At 59.6% G+C, this 2,727-nt stretch carries 3 protein-coding genes; 1 reads left to right on the forward strand and 2 read right to left on the reverse strand.

The genetic code is table 11. The features are described from left to right. Positions 1 to 315, forward strand: a 315-nt coding sequence (locus WCB02_RS16885; protein WP_423959681.1) for a hypothetical protein, incomplete at its 5' end; no start/stop codon positions are given. Between the two features lie 243 nt (positions 316 to 558). Here WCB02_RS16885 and WCB02_RS16890 read toward each other — a convergent pair. Then, on the reverse strand, positions 559 to 1,659 hold the full coding sequence (locus WCB02_RS16890) for a serine hydrolase domain-containing protein (RefSeq protein WP_423959683.1): 1,101 nt from the start codon (positions 1,657 to 1,659) through the stop codon (positions 559 to 561). A 237-nt stretch (positions 1,660 to 1,896) separates the two neighbouring features. Next, positions 1,897 to 2,388 (reverse strand): hypothetical protein, encoded by a 492-nt coding sequence (locus tag WCB02_RS16895; RefSeq protein WP_423959685.1) that lies wholly within the window; start codon positions 2,386 to 2,388, stop codon positions 1,897 to 1,899. Positions 2,389 to 2,727: the final 339 nt, after the last annotated feature.

Here is a 2,727-nt window from a genome sequence, read left to right on the forward strand (position 1 = left end):
ATATCAAAGAGACCGCCAACGGACGCCGGGAGTTGCCGCGCCATGAACCCAAAGGTCGTGCATATTTGGCTTGGGGTAGCATTCATCCTGAACATGGGAGCGTGGCTTCTTCGGTCCCAAATGCTCAAATATCGTATTCCCCGAGAAGGACTGTTACACCCCTTTTGGTGGCGCGGGTTTACAATCATAACTGACCCAGCAAACTATACCGAAGCCGGCCAATTTTATCGCCGCTGGACTATCCGATTTGAAGTGGCGGCCATGATATGGATGTTCAGTATTGTGTTTGTTTTTGCCGCTCTTTCCAGGGAATAGGCCGCCAAAATTATTGGCTCTCATGATTGCCCCCAAGGCCCTCACGGTTATGTGTCGCCTCTGCATGTCCGTAACGGGTCACGGGCTGAAAGCCTCATGCCGAGCAAATCTGGTCGGCAACACCTCGGACAGCCGACGTGGTGTAGCCCTGATGGTCTTCGCTGTGGGGCCAAAAGCCGCAATTGCGCCATAGCCTTTGATCGTTGCGCAGGAGTGAGGCTGGCGGATGGGAATGGGTAAAACCTAACGCAACGTCGGTTTATCGAACATGTCCCAGCCATAGGCTCGCGCGACCCGCTCGACGACCACTTGCAATAGCTCCTGCGCATTGTCACCGTTGGTCATGGCAACCACGCCGTAGCCCCTCGCACGATGCGCCGTTGCCAGACACTGAAATCCCCAATTTCTTCCACCGTGCTCGAAATACCAGCCTTCCCCCTTTCGCATGACCGAAAAACCTACAGCATAGGTACCGATACCCACAGGCGTTATCATTTCCTGCATTGTTGATCGGTTGAGTATTTTGGTCGATCGTCCAGCGAGTGTGCTCTGAACGTCGATCATGAATTTAGCGAGGTCGGTTGGCGTGGTCCATAATCCGGCCGCGGCCTGCTCAGGATAGCTATGCCATCGGGGGCGGTTTGCACCCTTACCCGCCCAATCATGACCACGTGCTGTCCGCCGATCGAAGTCGCGCGGCAACGGATGTTCGAAGGTGCTGCTGGTCATGCCGAGTGGGCTGAAAATCCAGTCGCCCGCGATGTCCGCGAACGGAATTCCGACAGCGTCGGTAAGAACCAATTGCTGGATCAAGATGCCGCCACCGGAGTAATGGGCGGCCGTGAGGGGTGGTCGAACCAATCGCACCGGGCCGACATTGGCGGGCGGCCGGCCATCGAGTATTTGCTGCACCTTCGGCAGCGGCGCTCCCGGATCGTAGCCGGGGAATCCGAAACCGTCGCCGGTACCAGAGGTATGGCTCAAAAGTGTTCGCGGAGTTACAGGCAGACCATCGCCGAATGGCCAATCTGGCAATTTCCAGGATGTCAGAATCGTATTGATGTCCTGGTCGAGACCGAATCGTCCATCTTGAACCGCCTTGAGGGACGCCATTGCGGCGACCGGCTTGCTGACCGATGCGGCCTGATAGAGCGTTTCGTTTGTGGCGGAAGCTCCGGTCTCGACGTCTGCCACTCCCCAGGAATGAGCGCAGTCAATTGCAAAGTCACTGATGACCGCAATGCTGAGAGCCGGCACCCGATAGTAGGCCATAACCTCTTGCATAGTAAGCGGATCAGCCCCTTGGCGATTGGGCACCTGCGGAGCATCAATTTCTTTCAGCATTTGAGGAGCCTTCCAATGGGAGAGCGGCGATGTCGGTACGCTATCCCAAGGCGCTCGCCGTGCGCCACCTCGGTTTGACGCAGTCAAATGGCCGGTTCGGATCATTCGCCACCGTGGCGAGCCGGCAGCAGGATCAAGGTCGGCGCTGGTTTCTGCCCGAAGCCCTCTCAAGGCCAAAATGGGGTTCGATTCCCCTTGCGGGGCGCCGCTCGCTTCTGCCGTCCAGCACCCGCCAACTCACAACGCGGCGAGCGCGTCGCGCGACGGCGCGACCGGCAGCCATTCCGGGATGCGGCGTTTTGCGAGCCAATACGTTCGCCAAAGCGACAGCCAGGTGGTGCGGTCGAGCGGTGCTGTGCCCCAGTCACGCTGCTCCATTTTGATCTGCGACAGGTCCTGCGCGTGCAGCCACTGGCGCGCCGCCCACGACAGTTCGCGCGGTACGTCCGCGTTTCTGGGTCCCCTCAGATCGACGATGTTGAGAAGCGGATCGCGAAAACGGCAGCCAAGCCTCAACGTGGCGACGCGTTCGCCATCCCGCCGCGCGCTCCAGAGCCTCGAGCGATTGTGGGCCAGGTTGTAACCGTAGGTGCGAAGGCAATTCCGCATCGCTGCCGCTTCCTCGGCAATAATGGGGATCGAGTTCAAAGGCTGGAAATCGTAACCAGCCACGCGCCCCCCTGGAGCCCGAGGTCTTGGGCGGTCGAGCGGTGCTGCCCGGCCATCCACGTCTTTCGCTCCGGCAGCGCCACGAGTTCGTGGATGCCCGGGATAAGCCGGGACAAGCCCGGGCATGACGACGGAGTGCGTGGTACGCAGGGTGGGCGCGCAGCGTGCCCACCTCTTCCGTCTCCGCGAAAATGGTGGGCACGGTGCAAGCGCCTTGGCTCACCCTACTATGGTCTGGCTGATACATTATCCCGAGGCATCATCCACAGCGACGTTTCCGATTTTCGGAAATTATCCTTGACGCGGCCCCCAAATCAGCTGCATATCTCCCGCCATCCTGTCCCACAGAGGGGCGTTCCGGATCGTCCAGAGACGCGGGGCAGGATGCGGTGGACGCGG

Source organism: Bradyrhizobium sp., from assembly GCF_049581145.1.
Classification (GTDB): Bacteria; Pseudomonadota; Alphaproteobacteria; order Rhizobiales; family Xanthobacteraceae; genus Bradyrhizobium.